The sequence below is a fragment of the Oribacterium sp. P9 genome, from assembly GCF_046365365.1.
Lineage (GTDB): Bacteria > Bacillota > Clostridia > Lachnospirales > Lachnospiraceae > Oribacterium.
This window is the reverse complement of sequence record NZ_JBKEIS010000007.1, coordinates 1-22,526: the sequence shown is the minus strand read 5'-3', so window position 1 is coordinate 22,526 and position 22,526 is coordinate 1. Positions and strand designations below refer to the sequence as shown.

20 protein-coding genes are annotated in these 22,526 nt (G+C 49.8%); 16 read left to right on the top strand and 4 right to left on the bottom strand.

The window, feature by feature from the left end; translation table 11 throughout:
- Positions 1-67 precede the first annotated feature (67 nt).
- Together ACK8P7_RS05895 and ACK8P7_RS05890 are read right to left on the bottom strand one after the other, a co-directional pair.
- Positions 68-841 carry an energy-coupling factor transporter transmembrane component T family protein gene (locus ACK8P7_RS05895; protein ID WP_410043373.1) on the bottom strand — a complete coding sequence of 258 codons (774 nt, stop codon included), beginning with the start codon at positions 839-841 and terminating at the stop codon, positions 68-70.
- A 269-nt stretch (positions 842-1,110) separates the two neighbouring features.
- Positions 1,111-1,713: an ECF transporter S component gene (locus ACK8P7_RS05890; RefSeq protein ID WP_410043299.1), complete on the bottom strand. Its 603-nt coding sequence runs from the start codon at positions 1,711-1,713 to the stop codon at positions 1,111-1,113.
- Between the two features lie 246 nt (positions 1,714-1,959).
- On the opposite strand from ACK8P7_RS05890, the gene ACK8P7_RS05885 reads away from it, so the two are divergent.
- The 11 genes from ACK8P7_RS05885 (at position 1,960) to ACK8P7_RS05835 (ending at position 10,890) form a co-directional block, all read left to right on the top strand.
- Positions 1,960-2,544 carry a cysteine hydrolase family protein gene (locus ACK8P7_RS05885; protein WP_410043298.1) on the top strand — a complete coding sequence of 195 codons (585 nt, stop codon included), beginning with the start codon at positions 1,960-1,962 and terminating at the stop codon, positions 2,542-2,544.
- A 105-nt stretch (positions 2,545-2,649) separates the two neighbouring features.
- A complete protein-coding gene (locus ACK8P7_RS05880) occupies positions 2,650-3,966 on the top strand; it encodes an MATE family efflux transporter (RefSeq protein ID WP_410043297.1) in 1,317 nt (438 codons plus the stop codon).
- A gap of 188 nt (positions 3,967-4,154) precedes the next feature.
- Positions 4,155-5,405 carry a dicarboxylate/amino acid:cation symporter gene (locus tag ACK8P7_RS05875; protein WP_410043296.1) on the top strand — a complete coding sequence of 417 codons (1,251 nt, stop codon included), beginning with the start codon at positions 4,155-4,157 and terminating at the stop codon, positions 5,403-5,405.
- Positions 5,406-5,526: 121 nt separating this feature from the next.
- Positions 5,527-6,378: an alpha/beta hydrolase family protein gene (locus ACK8P7_RS05870; protein ID WP_410043295.1), complete on the top strand. Its 852-nt coding sequence runs from the start codon at positions 5,527-5,529 to the stop codon at positions 6,376-6,378.
- 253 nt (positions 6,379-6,631) lie between these two features.
- Positions 6,632-7,927 (top strand): ATP-binding protein, encoded by a 1,296-nt coding sequence (locus tag ACK8P7_RS05865; protein WP_410043294.1) that lies wholly within the window; start codon positions 6,632-6,634, stop codon positions 7,925-7,927.
- A 238-nt stretch (positions 7,928-8,165) separates the two neighbouring features.
- Entirely contained in the window at positions 8,166-8,492 is a 327-nt protein-coding gene (locus ACK8P7_RS05860) for a HipA domain-containing protein (RefSeq protein ID WP_410043372.1), read from the top strand.
- Positions 8,493-8,501: 9 nt separating this feature from the next.
- Positions 8,502-8,798, top strand: a complete 297-nt coding sequence (locus ACK8P7_RS05855; RefSeq protein ID WP_410043293.1) for a hypothetical protein — start codon at positions 8,502-8,504, stop codon at positions 8,796-8,798.
- 238 nt (positions 8,799-9,036) lie between these two features.
- Positions 9,037-9,723, top strand: a complete 687-nt coding sequence (locus tag ACK8P7_RS05850; RefSeq protein ID WP_410043292.1) for a DUF4417 domain-containing protein — start codon at positions 9,037-9,039, stop codon at positions 9,721-9,723.
- The gene (locus ACK8P7_RS05845) at positions 9,723-10,109 is read left to right on the top strand and encodes a hypothetical protein (RefSeq protein ID WP_410043291.1); all 387 of its coding nucleotides are present in this window, start codon (positions 9,723-9,725) and stop codon (positions 10,107-10,109) included. The genes ACK8P7_RS05850 and ACK8P7_RS05845 overlap by 1 nt, the downstream gene beginning before the upstream one ends.
- Positions 10,110-10,111: 2 nt before the next feature.
- Complete coding sequence (locus ACK8P7_RS05840; protein WP_410043290.1) at positions 10,112-10,459, top strand: hypothetical protein; 348 nt, start codon at positions 10,112-10,114, stop codon at positions 10,457-10,459.
- An 11-nt stretch (positions 10,460-10,470) separates the two neighbouring features.
- A complete protein-coding gene (locus ACK8P7_RS05835) occupies positions 10,471-10,890 on the top strand; it encodes a hypothetical protein (RefSeq protein ID WP_410043289.1) in 420 nt (139 codons plus the stop codon).
- Positions 10,891-11,008: 118 nt separating this feature from the next.
- Here the strand turns inward: ACK8P7_RS05835 and ACK8P7_RS05830 are convergent, their stop codons facing one another.
- Positions 11,009-12,046 (bottom strand): L,D-transpeptidase family protein, encoded by a 1,038-nt coding sequence (locus tag ACK8P7_RS05830; RefSeq protein ID WP_410043288.1) that lies wholly within the window; start codon positions 12,044-12,046, stop codon positions 11,009-11,011.
- 322 nt (positions 12,047-12,368) lie between these two features.
- Between ACK8P7_RS05830 and ACK8P7_RS05825 the strand changes: the two genes are divergently transcribed.
- The 5 genes from ACK8P7_RS05825 (at position 12,369) to ACK8P7_RS05805 (ending at position 21,006) form a co-directional block, all read left to right on the top strand.
- Positions 12,369-13,877, top strand: coding sequence for an N-6 DNA methylase (locus ACK8P7_RS05825; protein WP_410043287.1), 1,509 nt, complete (start codon positions 12,369-12,371; stop codon positions 13,875-13,877).
- The gene (locus tag ACK8P7_RS05820; protein WP_410043286.1) at positions 13,834-15,054 is read left to right on the top strand and encodes a restriction endonuclease subunit S; all 1,221 of its coding nucleotides are present in this window, start codon (positions 13,834-13,836) and stop codon (positions 15,052-15,054) included. Before ACK8P7_RS05825 ends, ACK8P7_RS05820 begins: the two co-directional genes overlap by 44 nt.
- 58 nt (positions 15,055-15,112) lie before the next feature.
- On the top strand, positions 15,113-18,247 hold the full coding sequence (locus tag ACK8P7_RS05815) for a type I restriction endonuclease subunit R (RefSeq protein ID WP_410043285.1): 3,135 nt from the start codon (positions 15,113-15,115) through the stop codon (positions 18,245-18,247).
- A gap of 67 nt (positions 18,248-18,314) precedes the next feature.
- A complete protein-coding gene (locus tag ACK8P7_RS05810) occupies positions 18,315-19,529 on the top strand; it encodes a M20 family metallo-hydrolase (RefSeq protein ID WP_410043284.1) in 1,215 nt (404 codons plus the stop codon).
- A gap of 433 nt (positions 19,530-19,962) precedes the next feature.
- Positions 19,963-21,006, top strand: coding sequence for a threonine aldolase family protein (locus ACK8P7_RS05805; protein WP_410043283.1), 1,044 nt, complete (start codon positions 19,963-19,965; stop codon positions 21,004-21,006).
- Positions 21,007-21,174: 168 nt separating this feature from the next.
- On the opposite strand, the gene ACK8P7_RS05800 is transcribed toward ACK8P7_RS05805, so the two are convergent.
- Positions 21,175-21,621 carry an HIT family protein gene (locus ACK8P7_RS05800; protein ID WP_410043282.1) on the bottom strand — a complete coding sequence of 149 codons (447 nt, stop codon included), beginning with the start codon at positions 21,619-21,621 and terminating at the stop codon, positions 21,175-21,177.
- Between the last annotated feature and the right edge of the window lie 905 nt (positions 21,622-22,526).

Genomic DNA, 22,526 nt, shown 5'->3' with positions numbered 1-22,526 from the left:
GGCCCGCTTTATAACCCTATGATGGTCTGCTCCCCGCGGCAGCTGCCTGGGCCAATGCCGTCTGCCGTCACAGTACGTGGGTGACGCGCAGCACGAGGGTCACCACCACGGCGAGGATGCTGAGCGTCTTCAACACGTGGTCTGCCTTCGAGTACGGGTGGCTGTAGAGATAGGTCTTCTTCGCGGAGCCGCCGAAGCCACGTACCTCGAGGGCGATGGCACGCTCACGGGTCGAGGTCAGTGCGGACATGACGACCGGGGAGATGAGCGGCAGAAACGCCTTTGCACGGGTAAGGAGGCTGCCCTCGGTCTCCATGCCACGGCTTCGCTGTGCGTCGGAGATCGTATTCATCGTGCCGGTCATCTGCGGGATGATCTGGAACACGGAATTGATGATGTAGCCGAACTTCGGACTGAAGCCCTTCTTCTCGAGCTCCTCGACCAGCTCCGACGGACTCGTGGTCAGCACGAGGATCGCGAAGCTGAGCAGCATGTTCAGGATATTGAGACCGATGTGCGCAGCGTAGAGAAGTCCTTCCTTATAAAAGTGAATCGGTCCCAGGGAGAAGAGGACGGTCATGTTCTTCTGGTTGAAGATGCCCTGGATGATCACGACGGTCAGGATGATCGTGAAGGAGAAGGCCAGCAGCGGGAAGGCCCTGTGCACGAGCCCCGCACTCTTCAGAAGCAGGATGCTGAGCAGGATCACGCCGAGAAAGACCGTGAGATGCCCGGAAATCAGCGGCACCGCGATCGCCGCGACGAGATAGAAGATCTTCGAGAACGGATGAAGCTTCGTCAGCCAGGAGCCGTTGTTCGTATAAAGAGAGATGGATTTCATGATGTTCACCCTGTCGATTCCGCTGCAGTGGCTTTCGGTCCCGGACAGGCGGGCATCCCGATGGATGCCTGGGCCGGAGCAGACAGAATCTTTAAAAGAAAGGCGGCCACCCAAATCCGATGACCGCCCATGTTTCAATGTTCAATTTTTATTGTAGCAAATGTTTATCCATCCGTCGAGACACAAGCCGCTTAGGACTCTCCGGCTTAGAGTTTACCGGTCTCGGAGTACTGAGCTTCTGTTGCCGCCCCTCCGGGATTCAATGAATATCAGTCGAGCGACTGAATATCGCTGGATGCATCATAGAGCGCGGTGAGCTTCTTCGGCAGACCCTTGATGATGAAATAGACGATCGCGAGGGTGATGATCTTATCCGGTACATCGACCACGATCTCGTCGAGGAGGGAACCGAGGAACACCGGCATCTTCGCTGCCTGTGTCGCTGCGAATACAGCGTCGCCCCAGACATTGCCCGTGGTACCGCCCCAGAAGATGATGTTCAGCGGTGTGGAAACCAGAACCGCTGCGAAGCCGCCGGCACATGCGGTGAGCATTGCCTTCGGAAGGGTCTTCATGTAGCCGAGACGTGCCATCACGCCGACCGCGATACCGATGAAGAAGGACGTCAGTGCATACACGAGTGTGATGTTGTCGCCGGTGGTGAAGCCATAGATCAGGTTGTTGGCTGCACCGCAGATACCGCCGATGACCGGACCGCCCAGGATCGCGCCGATGCAGGTACCGATACAGTCGAGCCAGAGTGGCAGCTTCAGTACCGCTGCGAACAGCTTACCGAGGTAGTTGATACCGATACAGGCCGGAATCAGAACGATGACAGGTGTGGTGAAGTTTGTTTTAAAAAGCTTTCCCATGATTCTCCCCTTTTCATACAGGTCTATAGCTCAACGCATAAAATATGCTATAGTTACAAAAGATTATAACATGGAGTATCAAAATTTACATTCATTTTACCGAAAAGAGCGGATGTTTCGAAATCTTTGTTAAGAATCACACAAGTATGTGATGTATTCGAGAAGGAATTCGGCGCTATTACCGCGTGACTTTTTTCAAATATATGGTACGCTTCGTGACACTATGCGTCAGAAAGGATGGAAGCTATGAGAAAAGAAGATACGATCCTGGTGATCGATATGCAGAAGGTCTACCAGCCGGGGAATCCCTGGGCCTGCGCGCACGTGAACGAGGCCGCACAGCAGATCGAGATGCTCCTCGATCATGTGCTGGAGCTTCGCGACGCGCCGAGCGTCCTGCTGACCCGCTACATCGCGCCGGCAGACGAGGATGCGCAGGGCGTCTGGGCCGACTACAATCGGGAAAACCGCGCCATCAACGAGAATCCGGTCATGAGCGAGTTCATCCCGGCGATCGCCCGCTACGTGGAGGAGTTCCCGTATATCGACAAGTGTACCTACAGCTGCTTCTCGAACGAGTACGTGCGCGTCGCCGCCGACCGCAGCATGGTGCATGGCGGACGCATCGTCCTCACGGGTGTTGTGGCGGAGTGCTGCGTCCTCTCGACCTTCTTCGAGGGCACGGATGCCGGCTACCGTTTCGTGTATCTCACCGACGCCTGCGCCGGGGTGGATGCGGACAGTGAGCGCGCGGTGCAGACGATCCTGCAAGGGCTGAGTCCACTGCATGTCGAGCTCATGACGACCGCGGAGTACATCGCCGAGAGATGATACATTAGATTGGGGGCTTAGAGTTCACCGGTCTCGGAGTACTGTGCTTCGATTGCCGATGCTCCGGGGCCCCTTAACAACATTGCATTGAATAGTGAGGTTTTTATGAATCAGAACAACGCGCGGCCGACGAGTGTCGCGGCGCTCTTTACAGAATACGTAGCGACGAATATCATCGGGCAGATCGGTATGTCCGCCTACATCCTGGTGGATACCTTCTTCATCTCCATCGCGGGTGGGGCGACCGGTATGGCGGCGCTGAACCTGGTGCTCCCGTTCTATGATCTGATCTTCGCCTTCGGCGATATGTTTTCTGTAGGCTCGGCGACACGCTTCACGATCTGCCGGGCACGCAGCGAGGAGGAGGCGGACCGCTACTTCACGAATTCCATCGTATGGTCGCTGATCTGCAGCATCCCGTTCATGCTGCTCGGACTCTTCTGCGTACCGCAGATCCTGCAGCTTCTCGGTGCGGATGCGGAGGTCGCTGCGATGGGCATTCCGTATACCCGGATCTTCATGATGTTTTCACCGCTCTTTATGCTGAACCGCTGTGTCAGCGCCTTCACCCGGAACGACGGTGCGCCGCGCACCGCGATGGTCGCCGTGTTCCTGAGCGGTGTCTTCAACATCATCTTCGACTACATCTTCATGTTCCCGATGAAGCTCGGCATCGCCGGTGCCGCGCTCGCGACCGGTATCGCACCGATCGTGAGCTGCGCGGTCTGCGGAACGCATATGTTTACGAAGAAGTGTTCGATCCGGATGAAGAACTGGAAACCGTCATGGCGCATGATTCTGCAGGCCTCGCAGCTCGGGACCTCTGCATTCGTCGGCGACATCGCATCGGGTGTGACGATGCTGGTCTTCAATTTCCTGATCCTCTCGCTGACAGGCACGGTCGGCGTCGCCGCCTTCGGTGTGGTCTGCAACATTGCCCTCGTGGAAACGGCGGTCTTCGGCGGTATCGCGCAGGGGGCGCAGCCGCTTTTCAGTGACTTCTACGGCCGGCGGATGACGAAGCAGGTCGGTGAAACGCTGCGGCTCGCGATGATCTCGTCGCTGGTGTTTGCGCTCCTGTTCCTGCTCGTGTTTAATCTTTTCCCGGTGCAGATCGTGGAGATCTTCAACAGCGAGCAGAACCCGGACATGGCGCGACTCGGCGTGCAGGGCATGCGGCTCTACTTCCTCGGTTACCTCTTCGCCGGCGCGAACATCGTCGGTGCGGGCTACCTCTCCGCGACGGAATCCGCGATGTGGTCCTTCCTCGTCTCGATCGTCCGCGGCATCGTGGCGATCATCCTCTGTGCCCTCCTCATGGCGTGGCTCTTCGGCATGACCGGCATCTGGCTTGCCTTCACCGCCGCCGAAGCCCTCACCGCCGCGCTGCTCCTCGTCGCGCTGCGGAGGAGCAGAAGATAGGTAAACTTTCAGCCGGTGATTCTGTAAACTGAATAGTTGTAACAGTCCGGGTCCCCCTGCCTTCACTGTTACGAAATGATTTTCAAGAGATGTCCAGACCGGGCGTCTCTTTACTTGCCTTTACTGCTTTAAAGTGCTATGACGATAGCTATCTACTATCTTTCAGCATAAGTGGAAAGGGGAAAATTATGAGTACTGAAAAGCAGAGTAAGTGGGAAGCCTATAAGCAGCCGGTGATTCTGATCGCCTGTGTGCTGGTGGGTGCGGTTCTCGGCATCGTGCTGGGCGACAAGGCAGCGTTTCTATATCCGATCGGTCAGATCTGGCTGAACATGCTCTTCGTGCTTCTGGTGCCGCTGATTTTCTTTTCGATTTCGAGCTCCATTGCCGCCATCGGGGATACGCGCCGTGTCGGAAAGCTTCTGATCATGACGATCGCGATCTTCATCATCACCGCTGCGATCGCGGGTACCATCATGTTCATCGTGACGGCGATCTTCAAGCCGGACACCAGCATCACGATCGAGACGACCAGTGCCGCCGTCGAGAGCGCAGAGCAGTCCATCGGTGATCAGATCGTCAACACCTTCACCGTCAGTGACTTCCCGGATGTCATCACCCGTGCACACATCCTGCCGCTGATCGTATTTACCGTGTTCTTCGGCATGACCGTGTCGACCCTCGGTGAGAAGGGCCGTGCCGTTTCCGAGTGGCTCGCGAACATGTCCACGGTCTTCTACCAGATGGTCAACATCCTCATGAAGTTCGCACCGATCGGCCTCGCCTGCTATTTCGCAAACCTGACCGGTACCTACGGCCCGGAGCTGCTCGCCTCCTATGGTCGCGGACTGCTCATCTACTATCCGACGATGTTTGCGTACTTCTTCATCTTCCTCGGCCTCTATGCTTTCGTAGCTGCCGGACGGTGGGGCGTACAGCATTTCTTTAAGGAAATCTTCGTACCGGCCCTGACTTCGCTCGGTACCCGTTCTTCTGCCGCCGCGCTGCCGCTCCAGCTCCGTGCCTGCGACAACATGAACGTGCCGCGGGAGGTCTCCTCGGTCGTATGTCCCATGGGCGCGACGATGCACATGGATGGTGCCTGCCTCGCGACGGTCTATGAGATCGTGCTCTGCTGCGCGCTCTTCAATCATCCGCTGAACGGCATCGGTGACTATGCGTATGCACTGGTGATCGCCGTCGCCGCATCCATCGCCGTGTCTTCCGTGCCGGGCGGTGGTGCCGCTATGGAAACCATGCTGATCTCGAGCTTCGGCTTCCCGAGTGCGGCCCTGCCGATCCTCATCATGATGACCCAGCTCTTCGACCCGGGCTGCACCCTCGTCAACTCCTGCGGTGACACCGTCGCGTCCATGATGGTCAGCCGCTTCCTCTATGGTAAGGACTGGTATAAGCGCGCCCCGGAAAAGGCGGATTAAGCTACCTCATCTCAGGCCAATGACTACATCAGCGCACAGACCGGTACAGTTCGGCAGCAGCCAGAGGTGGGCCGCCGAAGCTGGACGGGCCCATGCGTAAAGTATAGAAAGGGATTTTCTCATGTATCAGAATCGAGACTATCTGTTTCGGGATCCGGACTACAGTGCCGATCCCGCGAAGCGAATTTCCTATGTCGACACACTGGACATCTTCGTAGAGGGTGCCGAGCTGTATGGTGAGATCTATGTGCCCGGTGAGATCTATGAACGTCCGCTGCCGACCGTGCTGCTCGTGCATGGCTTTCCGGGCATCGTCTCGAGCGACGACCTCGCCCAGGCGCTCTGCCGTGCCGGCTTCCTCGTGATGCGCATGAATCACCGCGGAGCCTGGAACTCCGAGGGCAGCTATGCCATCTCCGGCTGCATCACGGATGCCATCACGCTCGCGAAGTATGCGGCGAGCGAGGGCGCAGAGCGCTATGGTGCAGATCCAGAGCGGATCTTCTTCTGCGGACACAGCATGGGCGGCAACACCGTTCTCCAGGCGACGCGGGCACTTTCGTGGATCCGGGGTACCATCATGATGGCACCCTATGACCTCGCCTATGCCTTCACGAAGCATGAGGAGCAGAGCCTCCGGGACATGATCGCATCCTCCGATGGCCGACTTCTCCGTCTCAACACAGAGGAAGAACAGAATCGTGTTTTCCAGGATGCGGAGGCGCACTGGGAGACGTTTCACTTCACCCAGGCTGTACAGGACATGAAGGATCGAAACCTTCTGATGATCGGCGGCATCCTCGATCAGGTCGCACCGGTACAGGAGATGATCGAGCCACTCTGGACCGAGCTCGAGAAGCTCGGCACCGCCGCAAACCACCGGAAGGTCTATCTCCCGGGTGACCATGGCTTCCAGAGCTGCCGCATCGCCCTCATCGAAACCATCACCGACTGGCTGCTGGAGCTGATCTGAATTATATTTTTGACTGTTTTTTCTTATCCGGAAGGTTGTTTGTGGACAGCCTGTCCGGATTTTCTTTTGTGGTTTTTCAGACCGGAACGATATCTCATCAGCATATAATGTGATTGTAGAATAGAAAAATGCAACAAGTTACAAAAATCTATTCTGATTTCTTACTGCCATATTGATTTTTGAAGTCTATCTGGACATAATAAAATAGAAAAGTGCAACATGTTGCAAAAATCTTTCGTAAGGAGATTTTGATATGGAGATTCGCAGAGATTTTTATTTGGATAAGTTGATAAAAAGAAAAAACAATGGACTGATTAAGGTAATTACTGGTATTCGTCGATGTGGCAAATCCTACTTATTGAATAATCTGTTTTATCATCACCTGCTGGAAAACGGAGTCGATGATGACCACATCATTCGTTTTGCCTTTGACTCAGCAGATGATCTTTATCTGATTGGCGAAAGCCTGATTCAGATTGAAAAGGAAAAGCGTGGAGTTGAACCCGAAAAATTCATGGCATATATCCATTCCAAAGTCGTAGACGAAGGAATGTATTATCTGCTTCTTGATGAAATTCAGATGTTGGATTGCTTTGAGGCTGTTCTGAATGGTTATCTGCGCAAAGATAATATGGATGTATTTGTGACTGGAAGTAATGCAAAGCTCCTGTCCAAAGACATTGCCACCGAGTTCGCCGGTCGTGGCGACGAGGTTCATATGTATCCTCTGAGCTTTGCCGAGTTTATGACCATTTATAACGGTGATAAATACATGGGATTATCTGAATATATGTTATATGGCGGTATCCCTCTGGTTGTTCTTCGTGAGGGAGCAAACGAGAAGGCAGTTGTATTACAGAATCTGTTCAATGAAATTTATCTTCGAGATATTATCAAGCGTAACCGAGTGAAGAACATTGGAGAACTGGAAGATCTTTTGAACATTCTTTCCTCTGCTATTGGTTCGCTGACCAATCCGGAAAAATTGAAGAATACGTTCAAGACGGTTAAGAAATCCAGAATTACTTCCGCTACCATTAAGAAATATCTGGATTGTTTTGAGGATTCTTTCCTGATTGAATCAGCACAAAGATATGACATTAAAGGAAAGGATTATATCGAAACTCCAAAGAAATACTATTTTTCCGATCTTGGACTTCGCAATGCAAGAATCAATTTTCGCCAGTTTGAGCAAACCCATTCTATGGAGAACGTAATTTATAATGAACTTCGTATGCGTGGTTACAGTGTTGATGTAGGTGTAATCCCCATTGCAGATCGTGATCAGGACGGTAAAGTTATTCGCAAACAACTTGAGGTTGATTTTGTATGCAATCTTGGTTCGCTTAGATACTATATCCAGTCTGCATACTCGCTGCCAGATGAAGCAAAGCGCACTCAGGAAATCAGACCGTTTAGAAAGATTGATGATTCTTTCAAGAAAATCGTTGTTACCAAAGACATCGTTCAGCCATATTACGATGAGTATGGTATCCTGACTGTGAATATTTATGACTTTCTTCTGGATCCGCAGATACTGGAAAAATAAAAATTATAAAAAGTGCATCAAGCGCTTTTTCGGAACGAGTGTACTTCCGGAAATCAAACTCGATAAAGAAACGCTGGGGCAGATTACAAAGGATAATACAGAACATGGATATACCGTGACCGGTGTCCGGAAAAAGCTGTCACTCCACCTGCTGTCAAATGAAGAACAGCCACGGCTAACGCTCGTTAACTATCCGAACGGCTATATCTTAATGCCACAGGTTTAGTAATTCGAAGCACTGCCCGAAGCAGAGCAGCTCGTCATGTGCATGGCGGATGCAGCCAGAATCGCGACGGTGCCACTTGCACTGATCCGGGCAGATGACCAGTTCGCGTACATCACGAAACGAATCGATCGCATCCCTGAAAAGACGGGCGTACGGAAGATTGCCATGGAAGATTTCTGCCAGCTGGATCTCCGACTGACGCAGGACAAATACAGGGGCTCCTATGAGCGCTGTGCGAAGGTGATCGAGCGCTATTCCGCGCAGCGCGGACTCGATATGAGCGAATTATTTATCCGGCTCGTCTTTTCATTTATCGTCGGAAATTCAGATATGCACTAGAAGTGTATTGTGCAGGCCAAAAAATTGAGTGGTTACATCGATGATCTTAACAAGCTTTACGAAAAAACAAAGGCTGAAGTCAAGGAAGCGATCAACAGCCCTAAATTCGATCAGATCATCGAATGTATCTTCACACAACCAATTCTTAGCGTGGCTTATCTTGCCGAGCAGCTTTCAGTAACGAATGGACAAGCAAAACGCTATTTAGACAAACTTGAGGATAAGCAGATTCTTCTGGGAGATGATCGCAAACGTGGAAGAAAGTATTACTTCGTCCAACTGGTGGATTTGGCAAGAGCACAATAGCGCATGTTGTTTCATTGTGGAAGTGATCGATGAAAGGTGGTGATGTTTATGTTTGTGAATAATAAAGCACACTGAAAAGCCGTACCCGCGGCAATCCAGTGCGCTTCATACAGATATGCTATTAGCAAATCGAACATCTGCATTTTAGCATATCTGACTCTATGCAACAATTGGCGTTTTGTACAAAGTGTACAATTTGTCGGCGCCCTTTTTGATTGAACGCCAGAAGGAGGTCAGTATGACTTTGATGGAACTGATACACATATCGGACGAATTATACCGATGTGCATATGGGAAAATTGAATTTGATTCAGATGGGTGGCCCATCTTTCAGAAAGAACACTTTCTGGATGAATGGCCTCGAGATATGGTTACGTACGAAAACAGAAAGAGTAACCTGATTTTACCAGAAACAGAAACGGTTCTATGTTTCTACATGGGAGACGTTCAGAACTTTCGTCGGTTCAAAAATCTTCCGGATGATATTCCGGTTTATCAGCGCTACTTAGGTGTTGTAGTTCCAGATATAACGATCACCAGGGATATGGACTGTGAAATGCAGGAAATGGCGATGCTGGCAAACCAGTTGTTTGCAGCAGTATTGGTAGCAAACAACGTAAAAATCGTGTTCAATACTCGGAGTGGAATTCAGATAACGACTCGTCACTTCAAAAATGTACCAAGACACGTCATGTGTGCATCAGGTTTTCTTGGCTGTGACAATGCTGAGGATGCCATTTCTGCAACTCCGTATGTAAACAAGATACTTGGTTTAAGACCTTCAAAACTGATGATATATGGGAAGCATGATTCCATTGTTGATAGCCAACTTGATATTTTAGGAATTGACTATCGCTACTTTTCTGACTTCCATACTCGTAGCAAGAGGGCTTCTCGTCCGTTTGAGAGAAGGAGGGTCGCATAATGGCAGATTACAAATCGGCTTACTCTGATATCTCGAAAGACTATATTGAAAATCTGGTTCCGTCAAGTTCTTTGGAACAGGAACGGTATGACCGTAGTAAGGTACGTGAGGCAAATAACAATGAGAACTGGATCAAGCAAAAAGTTAATCTGAATGAAATCGTTGATCAGTTCATTCCAGAAAATGGCGATGTTGTAACACAGCGCACAGAAGGTGGCGTGAAATATAATTTTGAAGGAAGCCGGTATATTGTTCGATGCGATAAAGTTGCTGGCTATCTGCGAATTTACGATAAAAAAGAAAAATCCTACTGCTTACTTGATGGAACGTTGTCAAAAAATCCGGAAAAGACGCATTTTAAGATCAAGCGTAGAGAGGAGATGTAAGTATGTGGATTCGTGTAGCTCTGGATAAGAATGCCGTTCACTATGGCAATAGCCCTGAGTATACGTATGTGGATGGAGAGAATATCAAAGAATTTTATTTTGGCGATGAGACTGCAAAGGCATTGGAAGAAGATGGTTTTCTTTCAGAAATGTGGTCCAAACTGGATGCAATGTTTGATTGGGGTGACTATGAGTACTTTCACCCTGAAAGATGCGTGAAATTTAAAGAATGGATCGAACAGAGACTGAAGAGTCCGGCTGACCGCCAGTTAAAGAAGGTATATGAAACCATGCTGGAATTGTCGGATCTTGCAATCCAGAATGATACGGGCATGAGCTTCGATTTTTGAGGAGGATATTTTTGAAGTCAACTTATCAAATTTTGTCCTCGTATTTAGATGGCAGACCACTTGCGAAGGATGTTCAAGTGAGGGCGTGGTCTTCAGAGGACGAAAATCTGTTCTTTATAGATGCTGATCTCAATGTACTCGATTTTCCTCATTGCAGGCGCGTCCTGCCAGGTTCCAGACTTCTGATAGATGACCTTGCGATGATATCTGGCCAGATTGACCTGTTGAATAGTCTTGAAGAGTTAGTCATTAAAATTGATTATTGCTCGCCAATGACAGTAATTAACAAATTATTCTTAAAAAGGATTTTACAGGCAATCGGACAACTGCAGCAGAATCATCCGAACGTTGTCTACATAATTGCGGCTGAAGATAGCGACTTTGATAGAACCCGAACAATATACGAACAAATCAAAGGGTCAGCAGCATAATAAGACTTTGACTGAACAAAAAATCCACCAGATGGCTATAAACCGCCATCTGGTGGATTATTGTTTGGTCATGATAGCCGAAAACACGCTGGCTTAGGTCAATGTCTCCGACCTTTCATCAGTCACATACCACGATGACCGTGCCTGGCGTGATGAGCTCGTAGAGCGTCTTCGCGTTCTTCGGTGGCAGGTTGATGCAGCCGTGGCTTCCGTTCTTCAGGTAGATGTTTCCGCCGAAGCTGGAGCGCCAGTTTGCGTCATGGAGACCGATGTTGCCGTTAAACGGCATCCAGTAGGCGACCGGAGATTCATAGCTCGGCTTTCCGGTCTGCGGATTGATGCGTCCGCGGAGGACACGGTCCCGCTGCTTGTATTTCAGCGCGAAGACACCGGTCGGGGTGGCACGGTCCGGATCTGTTGCGGTACCGGTCACGCACTTGCTGTCCCAGACGCAGTTGCCATCCTGATAGAAGTAGACATGCTGGGAGGAGAGGTCGATTTCCACGAAGGTCTTTCCCCACTGTGGCATCTCAGTCTGCACGGCGCGGGAGGCGTATACCGGCTCGCGGGTCACGGACTGCAGGCTCTGAATGTTTGCAATCAGGGCTTCGGTTTCCTTCGCCTGATCGATGTGCCAGCCATAATTCGTCTTGATGGACTTCTCCGTGCCGTCCGCACTCTGCCAGGTCTGTGTACCGGCCGGGGTATCATATTTATTCCGGAGCCCCTGTACATAGGCGGCCACCTTCGCCGCATCGACGGATACGGTCAGGCCCTGACTGCCATTTACCCAGGTTGCGATCGTCAGACCGTCGAGGACCTCCGTCTGATTGTTTGGCAGCTGGTAGGTGACACTCATGCCGTTCACGGTGGCAAGCTTCTGACCGATGGCCATGGCCTCCGCCGGGGATACGGTGCCCTGATTGATCGAATTCATGTTGATGGAAGCGCCCGTACCCGTGCTATTCTGCGCCTTCTGCTGCGCTGCCTGCTGAGCTGCTGCCTGCTGAGCCGCCGCCTCATACTGTGCGTTTGCCGCTGCCGCCGCTTCCCGCGAGCTGCTCGCCGAAAAACCAGGCCCCGCATACGCGGTTAGCTGCAGCAGCGCGCTCATCGCCACAACCGCCGCCAGATACTTCTTCATGCTCTTTCTCATACATTCACCCTCCAAAAACTTCCGGGACACACGTCCCGCGAAGTTTACTATCTCTATGTTAGCGAATCCGAACGAAAAATGCTATAGAGAGAAGCTTACCGATTCTTACGATATTATTAGATCTTCGGGTGTTTTCGCCCTGCATCGACGAGCAGAGTGATGTCTGAGCGGAGGGGACGTGCTATAATCTGTCTAAAAGGTTTACTACGTATGAACTCTGCGTATCGGTGGAACGATTCATTGCCGTTTTAGTCAGTCATGAAACACTGGACGAGTAAGCAAAAGTATATAGGAAGTCAACCAACAGATGGAGGGGAATTCAATGTCGGATAAGACAAATGCCAATATCGGTTTTGAAAAGCAATTGTGGGATGCGGCCTGCGTCCTGTGGGGGCATATCCCAGCAGCAGAATACAGAAAGGTCATCATCGGACTGATTTTTCTTCGATACATTTCAGCAGCATTTGATAAGCAGCATCAGAAGCTGGTAGATGAGGGAGACGGATTCGAGAATGACCGTGATGCATATGAGATGGATAATGTCTTCTTTGTGCCGGAAGTGGCACGGTGGGACAATATTGCATCTCAGGCACATACTCCGGAAATCGGTACGGCTATCGATGATGCCATGAGAGCCATTGAAGCCGAGAATAAGAAGCTGAAGAATGTGCTGCCGAAGAATTATGCAAGCCCTGACCTGGATAAGAAAGTGTTGGGCGATGTGGTAGATATCTTTACCAACAACATCGACATGAGCGATACGATGGCAAGTGAAGACTTGCTCGGTCGTACTTATGAATACTGTATTGCACAGTTTGCAGAAAAGGAAGGTGTCGGCGGTGGTGAATTCTATACGCCGTCCAGTGTGGTAAAAACGCTGGTATCCATTTTGCGTCCGTTCGATAACTGTCGCGTATACGATTGCTGTTGCGGCAGTGGCGGTATGTTTGTTCAGAGCGAAAAATTCATTGAGGCGCACGGACACAAGCGCGGTTCAATTTCTGTGTATGGACAGGAAGCAAATCCAGATACATGGAAGATGGCGAAGATGAACATGGCGATTCGTGGTATCGATGCAGACTTGGGACCGTACAATGCAGATACCTTTACAAATGACCTGCATCCGACATTGAAGGCGGATTTTATCCTTGCTAACCCACCTTTTAACTATCATCCTTGGAATCAGGAAAAACTGCTGGATGATAAGCGCTGGAAGTACGGAACACCGCCTGCGGGCAATGCAAACTATGCATGGATTCAGCACATGATTCATCACCTGGCTCCGAACGGAAAAATCGGTTTGGTGCTTGCGAATGGTGCTTTATCTACCCAGAACAGCGGCGAAGGTGAAATCCGTAAAAGAATCATCGAGGATGATTTGATCGAAGGTATCATCGCTATGCCGACACAGCTCTTTTACAGCGTAACGATTCCGGTTACCCTGTGGTTCATCACAAAAGGCAAGAAGCAGTCCGGCAAGACACTGTTCATTGATGCCCGTAAAATGGGACACATGGTTGACCGCAAGCATCGTGACTTTACCGAGGAGGATATTCAGAAACTGGCAGATATCTTTGAAGCATTCCAGAACGGCACACTGGAAGATGTGCAGGGCTTCTGTAAGGTCGCAACTATAGAGGATATCGCAAAGCAGGATTATATTCTGACTCCTGGACGCTATGTGGGAATTGAGGAACAGGAAGATGACGGTGAACCGTTCGAGGAGAAAATGGCACGCCTGACATCGGAACTGTCGGATATGTTCGCGAAGTCCCATGAGCTGGAGGATGAAATTAGAAGAAAACTGGGGGCGATTGGGTATGAAATCTGAGTTTATAGCGAAGCCTCTTTCTGACCTTGCAGACATACAGACTGGACCTTTTGGCAGTCAGCTACATAAAGAAGACTATGTCCAGACTGGAACTCCAATCGTGACGGTTGAACATTTGGGTAAGAAAAAATTCACCGAACAGAATTTGCCATGTGTTTCTGATACGGATAAAGCACGCCTCAGCAAATATATTTTGCGAAAGGGTGATATCGTTTTTAGTCGTGTCGGTTCGGTAGACCGTTGTTCCTATGTTAGTGATGATTATGATGGGTGGATGTTCTCAGGGCGTTGTTTAAGGGTTCGTCCGCTTAGTGAAATTGATTCACAGTATCTCTATTACTATTTCACACTTGAATCAACAAAGAAATTTGTACGTGGAATAGCTACTGGAGCTACAATGCCATCAATCAACACTAAGTTTATGGGTGAAGTACCTATTACTTATCCGCCAATCGAGGTGCAATGTAAAATCGCCTCTATACTATCTACACTTGATGATAAAATTGAGTTAAATAACAAGATAAACAAGAATTTACTTGAGCAAATGCAAGCTCTTTACAAAGCTTGGTTTGTTGATTTCGAGCCTTTTGGTGGCGTTAGACCTTCTAACTGGAATGACACAAACATATACGCTATTGCAAACATCATATATGGTGCGCCTTTTGCCTCCAAGCTATTTAATACAGATGGACTCGGTAAACCAATTATCCGTATTCGTGACTTGAAAGAACAAGCATTTGTGACTTTTACTACCGAAGAACATCCAAAAGGGCATTTAATTCAACCCGGAGATATTGTTGTAGGTATGGATGGCGAATTTCGTCCGTATATTTGGGGAAATGAGCCTGCTTGGTTAAATCAACGAGTTTGCATTTTTGAAAACAATCGCCCTCAAGGAAAAGCATTTGTTCTCTATACTATAAAACCTCTTTTGAATAAAATTGAACAAACACAAGTTGCTACAACAGTAATTCATATCGGCAAAAAAGACTTCGATGCATTTGAAATTATTCTTCCCGATGAAGCAACACTTGATAGTTTTGATTCAATAACTGCTCCAATGATAGAGCAAATCGTAAATAACCGTTTGCAAAATAAGCGGTTAGAAATTCTTCGAGACACACTCTTACCTAAACTTATGTCCGGTGAGCTTGATGTCTCTGACATTGACCTTTAGGCCGCTAAATTCTTGTTTGCCACGAAAAATATAACGAAAAAAGGAGTGTGATTAACCTATGGCAGGTTTTTATACCGAAGCAGACTATGAAAATTCTGTTATAGAGATGTTTCAGAACATGGGGTATCGGCATGTCTATGCTCCTGACCTGGAGCGTGATTTTAAAAGCCCTCTATATGAAGAAGAACTGGACGATGCACTGCACCGTCTGAATCCGACTATGCCGGAGGATGCGATTGCAGATGCGCTGTATAAGCTGAAAAATTTTGAAAATGCTGAGCTGGTGCAGAAAAACGCCCTGTTTATGGATTATCTGCAGCATGGTGTTGAAGTGCGCTATTTTGTTAAGGGTGAAGAGCGCTCAGGTCTTGTTTATCTTGTGGATTATAGTAATCCTGGCAACAACTCCTTTATCGTAGCGAACCAATGGACGTTCGTAGAGAACAGCAATAAGCGCCCCGATGTTCTGCTGTTCTTGAATGGTATGCCTGTGGTATTGGTGGAGTTAAAATCTCCGTCTCGTGAGGAGACAGATGCATCGGAGGCGTACTCGCAGATCCGGAATTACATGCATGAGATTCCTTCCATGTTTATCTACAACTGTATCTGCGTCATGAGTGATCTTATGACTTCAAAGGCCGGCACAATCACATCCGGTGAAGATCGCTTCATGGAGTGGAAAACCAAGGACGGCAGCTACGAGAATACGCAGTATGCTCAGTTTGATACCTTCTTTGAGGGCATCTTTGAAAAGGAGCGTCTGCTGGATATCATAAAGAATTTTATCTGTTTCTCCAACGAAGGCACAAAGCAATTTAAGATTCTGGCAGGATACCATCAGTATTTTGCGGTCAATAAGGCGGTAGCATCTACCAGACGCGCTACGAAAACGGATGGTAAGGGCGGCGTGTTCTGGCATACGCAGGGCAGCGGAAAATCCCTGTCGATGGTTTTCTATGCACATCGTCTGCAGGATGCGCTGGATAGTCCGACCATTGTGGTCATCACAGACCGTAACGATCTGGATGACCAGCTGTATGGGCAGTTTGCAAAGTGTAAGGACTTCCTGCGGCAGGAGCCGGTTCATGCTGAGAGCCGCGCACATTTGAAGAAACTGCTGGATGGCAGAAAAGCGAACGGTATCATCTTTACTACGATGCAGAAGTTCGAGGAGTCCTTCGATTGCCTTTCTGAACGTAGAAATATTGTGGTTATGGCGGATGAGGCGCATCGTGGACAGTATGGCTTAAAGGAAAAGGTCGATGCTAAGACCGGTGAAATCAAAATCGGTTCTGCGCGTATCATCCGAAATGCGCTGCCGAATGCGACCTTCATCGGATTTACTGGTACACCTATTTCTTTGAAAGATCGCAACACTCGTGAGGTGTTTGGTGATTATATCGATATCTATGATATGACGCAGGCGGTGGAAGATGGTGCCACCCGTCCGGTATATTACGAGAGCCGTGTCATTAAGCTGAAGCTGGATGAGCAGACACTGAAGCTCATCGATCAGGAATATGATATCATGGCGAATAATGCGGATCCTGGTGTTATCGAGAAAAGCAAGAGAGAGCTGGGACAGATGGAGGCTATTCTCGGTAATGAGAAGACCATCCATTCGCTGGTGGATGATATCCTGAACCACTACGAAAATTATCGTGCCAGTCTGCTGACCGGAAAGGCAATGATCGTAGCGTATTCGCGACCAATTGCCATGAAGATATATGAGCGCATCCTTCAGCTGCGTCCGTCATGGACAGAGAAGGTTGCTGTTGTCATGACCAGCAGCAACAAGGATCCAGAGGAATGGAATAAAATCATAGGGAATAAGCATCGCAAGGATGAACTTGCAAAACAGTTTAAGGATAATGACAGTCCGCTCAAGATCGCGATCGTTGTAGATATGTGGCTGACAGGCTTTGATGTTCCGTCCCTGGCTACCATGTATGTTTATAAGCCGATGCAGGGGTATAACCTGATGCAGGCGATTGCGAGAGTTAATCGTGTATTTGGCAACAAGGAAGGCGGCCTCGTTGTAGATTATGTGGGAATCGCATCTGCTCTTAAGCAGGCGATGAACGACTATACCGCCCGCGATAAGAAGAATTATGGAGATACGGATATTGCAAAGGTAGCATATCCGAAGTTCCTCGAAAAGCTGTCGATTTGCCGGGATCTGTTCCATGGATATAACTATTCGAAGTTCATAAGTGGCACGAATCTGGAACGCTCGAAAGCGATCAGTGGCGCAGTGAATTTTATCGTTGGCGTAGATAAGGAGCAGGAGCGTGAGGACTTTCTGAAAGAAGGACTGCTTCTCGGACAGGCGTTATCGCTGTGTTCTTCTCTGGTAGAGAAGGATATGCGCGTAGAAGCGGCATTCTTTGAATCTGTGCGCGTGCTTGTAACGCGGCTTATGAACCAGGGCGAAGGCAAGAAGATATCTCTGCCGGAAATGAATGCCCGGATTAACGAGCTTCTGAAAGCCAGCGTGCAGAGCGAAGGTGTCATTAATCTTTTCTCAGATGTTGATAGGGAATTTTCACTCTTTGATCCGAAATTCCTTGAGGAAATTTCGAAGATGAAGGAGAAAAATCTCGCCGTAGAGCTGTTGAAAAAGCTGATTGCAGAGCAGGTACAGATTTACCGTCATACGAATGTCGTAAAATCGCAGAAGTTCAGCGAGATCATTCAGAGGGCAATGAATGCTTATCTGAACGGCATGTTAACGAACGAGCAGGTTATCGAGGAACTGTTAAATCTTGCACAGCAGATTGCAGCGGCAAATAAAGAAGGAGAGCAGCTCGGACTGACAGCAGATGAGCTGGCATTCTATGATGCGCTGACGAAGCCACAGGCAATCAAGGATTTCTATGAAAATGAAGAGTTGATTGCGATTACCAAAGAGCTGGCAGATACATTACGCAAAAATCGTACAATCGACTGGCAGAAGCGCGACTCGGCAAGAGCGAGGATGCGTATCATGATAAAACGTCTGCTCAGAAGTCATCGTTATCCGCCGGAGGGAATGGACGATGCTGTGCAGACGGTGATGACACAGTGTGAGCTGTGGACGGATAACAATGATATGGGGCAGCATGAATATGACAGGCCGAAGTATTCCTACCAGCCGCAACCGGATTTAAGCATGGTCGCTGAAAGACCAGTGCAGTATGGATATGATGAATGATTGCGGATGGCCTATCCGATTTCGGGAAATATTGACAGAAAACAGCCGATAAAATGAGGTGACATTTATGATGGGAAACGAAGCTGGGTTGAAAATAGAAGAGATGCTGTGTCAGCTGGCCGATGCGACACGTATCGACGGAGAGATCTGGCGTGCAGCGTACACTCCGGAAGACAGAATCGCGAAGACCATCCTGCGTGAGTGGATCGAAGAGCAGGGGCTGGAATACAGAGAGGATGCGATCGGGAACGTGTATGGGCGGCTTCCGGGGACAGAGCCAGGTACCGTACTGACGGGATCCCACCTGGATACTGTAAAGAATGGTGGAAAATATGATGGCGCACTGGGCGTTGTGACCGGTGTAGCCGCGCTGGGATACCTCAAACAGTCGGGCTACGTTCCGAAGCACAGCCTGGAAGTGGTCGGTCTGATGGAGGAAGAGGGCAGTCGTTTCGCTTCTGGCTGTCAGGGGAGCCGTGCGATCTGTGGCACGCTGAAAGAGGAGGATCTTGAGGAAGTCGGCCGTGATGGTGTCACACTTCGTGAAGCACTGTTATCTGCCGGGTATCAGCCGGAAGCGCTGAAAAGCGCGAAACGTGATGATATTCGAGCGATCGTAGAGCTGCATATCGAACAGGGACCGGTGCTTGAAAGTGAGCAGAAGCAGATCGGTATTGTGGACAGCATCGTCGGTATCTTTAACTATGAGCTGACCATTCAGGGAAGCCAGAACCATGCAGGCACCACCTCGATGCCGTTACGGCACGATCCGGTGGTGGCTGCTGCGGAATTTATCACAGAGTCTACCCGTCAGATGATGGAGCAGGCCCCTTCCGCCACCCTGACCTATGGCATGCTGCAGGTATTTCCTGGGATGCAGAACGTCATCGCAGATCACGTAGATCTGCGCATCGATATGCGCGATGGCAGCGAAGAGGCACTGCTTCAGGATGAAGTGATTCTGAAGCGTGCGCTGGAATCCATCGAACGCAAGGGCTTTAAGACCCGGCTTAGACAGAACCATTGTCTGGCGTCCGCACAGATGGATCCGAACGTGATTCAGGTGATCGAACGGCACTGTAAAGAAAAACAACTGGCATATAAGCATATGAACAGTGGTGCAGGTCACGACTCGATGGTATTCGGAAAGCATTTCCCGACCGCGATGATTTTCGTGCCGAGTATCGGAGGTATCAGTCATAATCCGGCAGAAGCCACCGCTGCAGCGGATATACAGACCGGCTTTGAACTGCTGTGTGACGTGTTAAAAGAGTTATCATGAGCACTGTTGTGCCTATCCGATTTCCTTCAGGATCTCAGCTTCATGATTCTTTGCAAAATCGCTGAGCGTATAGGAACGGATACGCTGGTTTACGAGTTGCGGAACGATTCAAAATTCCATTATTTCTCCACTATTTTTCCTTAAGGGGCTATGGAGTATTCTTCTATATGGCTTTGATAGGCTACCTCTCCGCTGCCCCTGGCAAAACGTTACTGTTCACTCGTGACACGGCGGACGGCAGCCGGAGGTTCGAAACTTATATGAATCCAGTCGCCTTTTCGACTGGATTTTCTGCTTGCAGGAGGTACATTTTCGACAGACGACAGGGACGTCATCAAAATCTTTAAATCAGTTGGCTTTAACGCCGCGCAGTGTTAAAATGCTATCTATGTATGTTTCCGCACAGGGCGGAGAAAAATCCAGGAGGACTATCATGCTGAATTTTGCAAGTGATTATACAGAGGGCTGTCATCCGAAGGTGCTGGAGGCACTGACACGGACGAATATGGAGCAGCTGACGGGCTACGGTACCGATATCTACAGTGACCGTGCGAAGGAGAAGATCCGTGCATTCATCGGGCATCCGGAGGCGGAAATCTTTTTCCTGACCGGTGGCACGCAGACGAACCAGACGGTGATCGATACGACGCTTCGGATGTACGAGGGTGTGGTCGCTGTGCAGTCCGGTCATGTCAACTGTCATGAGGCGGGCGCCATCGAGTTCACGGGACACAAGGTCCTGGCGCTTCCGAGCCACGACGGCAAGATGGATGCCGCGGAGCTCGACCACATGGTGGCAGCGTTCTATGCGGACGGCGACCACGATCACATGGTGTTCCCGGGCATGGTCTACATCAGCCATCCGACGGAGTACGGCACGCTCTACCGGAAGGCGGAGCTCGAGGCGATCGCTGAGGTCTGCCGGAAGTGGAAGCTTCCGCTCTTCCTCGATGGCGCACGTCTCGGCTACGGACTCATGAGCCGTGACACCGACGTAACGATCGAAGACATTGCCCGACTCACGGATGTGTTCTACATCGGTGGCACGAAGGTCGGCGCACTCTGTGGCGAGGCTGTCGTGTATCCGCACGGCGGGGCACCGAAGCAGATGGTGACGATGATCAAGGAGCATGGCGCGTTGCTCGCGAAGGGCCGCCTCAACGCCGTGCAGTTCGACGCGCTGTTCACCGACCAGCTCTACACGGAGATTTCGGTCAATGCCATCGACCGCGCAGAGGAGCTCAAGGCGGTTTTCCGTGACCGCGGATACGCGTTTTTCCTGAACTCTCCGACGAACCAGCAGTTTGTGATCCTGCCGAAGACGACGCTTGAGGCGCTGAAGGCACGGGACGTCATCTGCACCCCATGGGAGCCGTACGGCGAGGACCAGATGGTCGTCCGCTTCTGCAGCTCCTGGGCGACCACGAGCGCACAGGTCGCTGCCCTTGCGGAGATTCTCGACGAAGTGAAGAAATAAAAAAACCGGAAGGCACTGCAGAGCTGTCTTCCGGTTTTGAGGTTTATAAACATGGATCCACGGTTCTACAGGCGGGAATCTATCAGCACCCGTCGTCAGAAGAGTCTATTTCGGCGGTCCAGAAAAGGCGGGAGGAATCGATATCCTCCCGCCTTTCAGTTTCTGATTTCACTTTCCGAGAATCGCGTCGCGAAGCGGTGCAGCGATCTTCTCGAGCTCGGCCTCGTCAGTGATCTTATTCATGTTCGGATCCATCGCGAAGGTGCCGCCCCACTCGAACTGATCCTTATACTTCGGAACGAGGTGCATGTGAAGATGGCAGCCCGTGTCGCCGTACATACCGTAGTTCAGCTTGTTCGGGTGGCATACCGCATGAATCGCATTTGCAACCGTGACGACATCCGCGATAAATGCTGCGCGATCTGCCTCGCTGAGCTCCAGCATCTCGGATACGTGGTGCTTCGATGCCACGATGCATCTGCCCGGATGGCTCTGCTCCTTGAAAAGATAAACGGTGGAAGCCGGAAGCTCACAGATCTCATAACCGAACTTCTTTACCAGCTCACCCTTTGCACAGTACGCACAGTCTGGATGTTCCTTCGCCATATCTGCCATATCAAAATCCTCCTTTTTCTATGGAATGCTGTCGACCAGCACGCTTATGTTCTTCTTTACGATTATATCACCGATGACGCAGTATGGAAAGCGCTTACATGGCGATGTAGAAACGTAACAGTCTGGCCATTACTGTTCACTCGTAAACCGGCCCCTCTGCCTGATCAGTACACCTGTGAACGGTAACTCTGCCGCGCTGGAATACTGCTCGATTTCCAGACGATTATCGCGCGCGGCCCGGAAATTTTAACTGATGAACTGGATGAAGATGGATGGCACTATCTAATAACCGGTTAATTTTGAAATCGTGGATATTTTTAGCACCATCTATCATTTTTGTGCGCAGAGCTAAAATATCCACGATTTCGAAATAAGGAGCTTATTGGATAGTTTTCTGCGAAATCAGGCATACGCATATATGCGTACCATCGAATAATCCTCGCTTTTTAAAATAGTGGATATGTATTTCTGACTTCAGAGAAGATTTTCTTTCGGCAGATATCCAATAACACTTCTTTTTTTAAATACTGGATACGCGAGCCCGGATTCCTCTTAGGAAATAAGGTTTTTCGTATCCAGTATTTTTGAAATCGCCTAAGAGTGGATAGTTTGCAGCCGCCTGTCATGCTTACAGGCAAAAAACATATCCAGTATTTTCATAATCAAACCATATTGGATAGGAACGTTAGCCAGGGGCTACGAAGGGGCGGCAACGGAGGCCATACGTAGAGACCGTGTGAAATCAAGCCGGGTCCCCTTAGCGGCACTTGGTACTTTTTTCCTTAGCACCCTCTAGCAACGCTGAGTTTTCATGAAGAAAACTCAGCGATTGCAGAGGGCCTAGTGCCGCTTAGGGTCCCCGGCTTAGATTGAACCGGTCTCGGAGTACTGTGCCTCCGTTGCCG

Excerpts from the sequence above, each read along its gene's own strand:
- ACK8P7_RS05895 (WP_410043373.1), bottom strand. The coding sequence starts at position 841 with ATGAAATCCATCTCTCTTTATACGAACAACGGCTCCTGGCTGACGAAG.
- ACK8P7_RS05890 (WP_410043299.1), bottom strand. The coding sequence starts at position 1,713 with ATGGGAAAGCTTTTTAAAACAAACTTCACCACACCTGTCATCGTTCTG.
- ACK8P7_RS05885 (WP_410043298.1), top strand. The coding sequence starts at position 1,960 with ATGAGAAAAGAAGATACGATCCTGGTGATCGATATGCAGAAGGTCTAC.
- ACK8P7_RS05880 (WP_410043297.1), top strand. The coding sequence starts at position 2,650 with ATGAATCAGAACAACGCGCGGCCGACGAGTGTCGCGGCGCTCTTTACA.
- ACK8P7_RS05875 (WP_410043296.1), top strand. The coding sequence starts at position 4,155 with ATGAGTACTGAAAAGCAGAGTAAGTGGGAAGCCTATAAGCAGCCGGTG.
- ACK8P7_RS05870 (WP_410043295.1), top strand. The coding sequence starts at position 5,527 with ATGTATCAGAATCGAGACTATCTGTTTCGGGATCCGGACTACAGTGCC.
- ACK8P7_RS05865 (WP_410043294.1), top strand. The coding sequence starts at position 6,632 with ATGGAGATTCGCAGAGATTTTTATTTGGATAAGTTGATAAAAAGAAAA.
- ACK8P7_RS05850 (WP_410043292.1), top strand. The coding sequence starts at position 9,037 with ATGACTTTGATGGAACTGATACACATATCGGACGAATTATACCGATGT.
- ACK8P7_RS05845 (WP_410043291.1), top strand. The coding sequence starts at position 9,723 with ATGGCAGATTACAAATCGGCTTACTCTGATATCTCGAAAGACTATATT.
- ACK8P7_RS05840 (WP_410043290.1), top strand. The coding sequence starts at position 10,112 with ATGTGGATTCGTGTAGCTCTGGATAAGAATGCCGTTCACTATGGCAAT.
- ACK8P7_RS05830 (WP_410043288.1), bottom strand. The coding sequence starts at position 12,046 with ATGAGAAAGAGCATGAAGAAGTATCTGGCGGCGGTTGTGGCGATGAGC.
- ACK8P7_RS05825 (WP_410043287.1), top strand. The coding sequence starts at position 12,369 with ATGTCGGATAAGACAAATGCCAATATCGGTTTTGAAAAGCAATTGTGG.
- ACK8P7_RS05820 (WP_410043286.1), top strand. The coding sequence starts at position 13,834 with ATGAAATTAGAAGAAAACTGGGGGCGATTGGGTATGAAATCTGAGTTT.
- ACK8P7_RS05815 (WP_410043285.1), top strand. The coding sequence starts at position 15,113 with ATGGCAGGTTTTTATACCGAAGCAGACTATGAAAATTCTGTTATAGAG.
- ACK8P7_RS05810 (WP_410043284.1), top strand. The coding sequence starts at position 18,315 with ATGATGGGAAACGAAGCTGGGTTGAAAATAGAAGAGATGCTGTGTCAG.
- ACK8P7_RS05805 (WP_410043283.1), top strand. The coding sequence starts at position 19,963 with ATGCTGAATTTTGCAAGTGATTATACAGAGGGCTGTCATCCGAAGGTG.
- ACK8P7_RS05800 (WP_410043282.1), bottom strand. The coding sequence starts at position 21,621 with ATGGCAGATATGGCGAAGGAACATCCAGACTGTGCGTACTGTGCAAAG.